A 3643-nucleotide genomic window follows, 5' to 3' on the forward strand; every position below is an offset into this window, starting at 1 on the left:
CGCCGTACCCGCAGCGGTGCCCGCCCCCGCCCCCGCGACCGCGCCCGCCCCCGCGACCGCACCGGTCATCGTGGCCGGGCCGCCCGCCGCCTTCCGGCCGTCCGCCCGACCGGTCGCCGCGCCGCCGGCCGAGCCCGCCACCGCCGTCTCCGACGCCTCGCCGGCCTACGGCCACCCGGCCATCCCCGAGCCCGAGGGCTTCGGCGGCTACGGCTACCCACCGCCCGCCCCGGTCGCCTACGGCTACCAGCAGCCCGGCCCGGCCTACTCCGGCCCGCCCGCGCCACCCGTCCCGCCGTCCCCCCAGGCACCGCCCCCGGCGCACCCGCCGCTGCCCCCGCACCCGGTCTCCCCGCCGCTGCCGCCGTACCCGCCGGCCGCCCCGAAGAAGCGCACCGGGCTGGTGCTCGGGCTGGTGTCCGGCGCGCTGACCCTCGTCGTGGGGGCCGGTGGGCTGTCGATCGCCGTGCTCGGCAGCTCGGTGGCCCAGCCCGACCGCTCGGCCGCGGGCGCCGCCGCCCCCGCACCCGCCCGGCCCGCGCCGCGCAGCCCGCTGCCCGGCGGCGCCGGCTCCTCGGCGGTCCCGACCACGCCCGCGGCCCCGTCCGCTGCCCCGTCCGCCCCGGCCGTCGGCGCGGCCCCGGGCGGCGGGACGCAGAGCGCGGCGCCGACCGCTCCGGACGGCGGCGGTGTCCAGGACGCCGTGCACGGCTGGACCATCCCGCTGCCCGACGGGTGGGACTCGGCGCCGCACGACGCCTCGACGGCCGCCCAGCTGGTCACCGGCGGCTACCCGTGCGCCACCCCCGGCGGCTGCGGCGACTTCGCGGTCGACAGCGCCCCCGCCGCCGGCCCGGACGCCGAGACCGTGGCCCGCCGCACCATCGCCGCCGACGCCCTGCTCTGCTACGGCCCGCTCACCGATCACCGGGAGCTGGACAGCGGGCCGGTCACGGTGGCCGGGGCGGTCGGCTTCGCGGTCCGCTGGCACGTGACGCCCGCCCGGTCCGGGCCGGGCTACCTGCTGCTGGTCGCGGTGCCGGCGCCCGGCGGCGGCTTCACCACCATGGTCGGCACGGTCGACGACGACCCGCAGGCCCCGAGCCCCGACACCCTGGACCGGATCGCCACCGGCATCCGCCCGGCCGCGGGCGCCGGGACCGCCGGGTCCGGCGACCCGACCGGGTCCGCCACGCCGACGGCACCCGCCACGGCCCCACCGCCGAACGCCGCCTGACCCGACCGTCACCGACCCGGCAACCGCCTCAATCCCCGTAGAGCTCCCAGAGTTTGGGGAATCGTTTCGCCAGTTCGCCGGGGTCGTCGAAGTCGAACGGGACGCCCTCCGGCTGGCGCGGCTGGTTGTTGCCCAGGTCCGGCAGCGGCAGGCCGGTCAGCCGCTCGTGCGCCTCGTCGGCGGCGTAGCCGAAGTCCTCGGCGTCGCCGTCCTCCTCCTCGTCGAAGTCCGGCACCAGCTCGGCCAGGTCGTCCGGATGGTGCACCGCACCCTCGAACACCTCCCGCCCCTGTGCGATCAGCCAGCACCGGAAGAAGTCGAAGGCGTCCTCCGAGGCCCCGTCCAGCAGCAGGGCGGCCGCGCCCCACAGCTCCCTGGTGTACGCCCGCTGGAACCGCGCCTCGAAGAGCCGGGCGAAGTCCACCACCTCGTCCGGGGTGAGCTGCACGAGCCGCTCCACCAGCAGCTCGGCCTGCTCGTCGGGATCCCCGCCGGCGGCCTCGCGGGTCTCGTCGACGAGCTGCCAGAAGTCGGTCTCGTACATCACCGCTCCAGCATGGCCGCTCCACCCCCGGAGCGCACACCATCCGCGCCCGCGCCACCCACCCCGTTCAGCCGAAGGGCGGCGTGGCTCACCCGCTCCGGAGCTCGACCTCGACCTCGAACGGCACGGTGGCGCGGACCGTACCGGTGAACACCTCGCCCTCCCGGTACGCCTGGGCAGCCGGGTCGAGGAGGTGGGTGTACACCAGCGGCACGCCGGTCGGTGCCTGCTCGACGCGCCAGTAGAACGGGATCCCGGCGGTCGCGTACTGGGCGACCTTGACGACCCGGTCGGTGGTCTCGGAACCGGGCGACACCACCTCGACCACCAGCAGCACGTGCTCGGGGCGGGTCGGGGTCAGATCCAGGGTGTCCGCCCGGTAGACCACCACGTCAGGACGGCGGTTGTTCAGCGGCACGTCCTGGAGCCGCACGTCGAAGTCGAGGTCGGCGTTCCACTCCGTCCCGCCGGCCGCATCCAGTGCGTTCGCCAGCAGGCGGGCCAGGCGGTTGTGCCGCTTGGAGGCGCTCGGGGCTGCAACGACCAGCCCGTCGACGATCTCGATGCTGTCGCACCGCTCCTCGAACCAGGAGTCGTACTCGCCTGCGGTGATCGGCCGGGGCAGCCGGCTCGGCACGATCGGGTCGCCGGTCATGGGCTGCCTCCTGCGGGCTCAGCGGGCACCTCGACGCCGTCGCAGCCTAGCGGGTGGCCGGCCCCGGGAACGGCGGACGGCCGGTGCGCCCCGAGCGGGGTGCACCGGCCGTCCGGTCCCGGGCTGTGCGGCCGGCCCGGGCGGGCCTTACAGGCCGAGCTCGACCTCGAACTCGCCGGCCTCCAGGATCTCCTTGACCGCGACCAGGTAGCGGGCGGCGTCGGCGCCGTCCACCAGGCGGTGGTCGTAGGAGAGCGACAGGTAGGTCATGTCGCGGATGCCGATCACGGTGCCCTCGGCGGTCTCGATGACGGCCGGGCGCTTGACCGTCGCGCCGATGCCCAGGATGGCGGCCTGGTTCGGCGGCACGATGACGGTGTCGAACAGCGCACCGCGCGAGCCGGTGTTGCTGATGGTGAAGGTCGCGCCGGACAGCTCGTCCGGGGTGATCTTGCTGCCGCGGACCTTGCCCGCCAGCTCCGCCGTCTTCTTGGCGATGCCGGCCAGGTTGAGGTTGCCCGCGTCCTTGATGACCGGGGTCATCAGGCCCTTCTCGGAGTCCACCGCGATACCGATGTTCTCGGTGTCGAAGTAGGTGATGGTGCCCTCGGCGTCGTTGATCCGGGCGTTGACGACCGGGTTGGTCTTCAGCGCCTGGGCGGCGGCCTTGACGAAGAACGGCATCGGGGAGAGCTTGACGCCCTCGCGGGCCAGGAAGCCGTCCTTGGCCTTGCCGCGCAGCTTCATGATCTTGGTGATGTCCACCTCGACCACGCTGGTCAGCTGGGCCTGCTCGTGCAGGGCCTTCATCATGTTGTCGCCGATGACCTTGCGCATCCGCGGCATCTTCACCGTCTGGCCACGCAGCGGGGACGGCTCGGCGGCGGCCTTCGGGGCGGCAGCGGCGGCGACCGGGGCGGCGGCGACCGGAGCGGCGGCCTCGGCGGCGGCAGCCTCGGCGGCGGCGATGACGTCCTGCTTGCGGATCCGACCGCCGACGCCGGAGCCGGCCACGGCGGAGAGCGCGATGCCGTGCTCGGCGGCGAGCTTGCGGACCAGCGGGGTCACGTAGGCGTCACCGCTGTCGGCGGCGACCGGAGCGGGCGCGGCGGCGACGGGGGCCGGGGCGGCGACCGGGGCCGGAGCAGCCGGAGCGGCGGCGACCGGAGCCGGGGCGGCGACGGGCGCGGCAACAGGGGCCGGCAGA

The 3643-nt window shown here is 75.8% G+C and carries 4 protein-coding genes; 1 reads left to right on the forward strand and 3 read right to left on the reverse strand.

Translation table 11 applies throughout. The features are described 5' to 3' along the window. Window positions 1-1237: hypothetical protein (locus ACQRUO_RS38905; protein WP_428320912.1), on the forward strand; the 1237-nt coding region annotated here is incomplete at its 5' end. Between the two features lie 28 nt (window positions 1238-1265). Here ACQRUO_RS38905 and ACQRUO_RS38910 read toward each other — a convergent pair. The 3 genes from ACQRUO_RS38910 to ACQRUO_RS38920 form a co-directional block, all read right to left on the reverse strand. Continuing rightward, window positions 1266-1781, reverse strand: a complete 516-nt coding sequence (locus ACQRUO_RS38910) for a DUF4240 domain-containing protein (protein WP_428320913.1) — start codon at window positions 1779-1781, stop codon at window positions 1266-1268. A gap of 88 nt (window positions 1782-1869) precedes the next feature. Then, window positions 1870-2436 carry a Uma2 family endonuclease gene (locus ACQRUO_RS38915; RefSeq protein ID WP_428320914.1) on the reverse strand — a complete coding sequence of 189 codons (567 nt, stop codon included), beginning with the start codon at window positions 2434-2436 and terminating at the stop codon, window positions 1870-1872. A gap of 147 nt (window positions 2437-2583) precedes the next feature. Continuing rightward, window positions 2584-3643: 2-oxo acid dehydrogenase subunit E2 (locus ACQRUO_RS38920; protein ID WP_428320915.1), on the reverse strand; the 1060-nt coding region annotated here is incomplete at its 5' end.

Source organism: Kitasatospora sp. LaBMicrA B282 (assembly GCF_050325825.1).
Taxonomy (GTDB): domain Bacteria; phylum Actinomycetota; class Actinomycetes; order Streptomycetales; family Streptomycetaceae; genus Kitasatospora.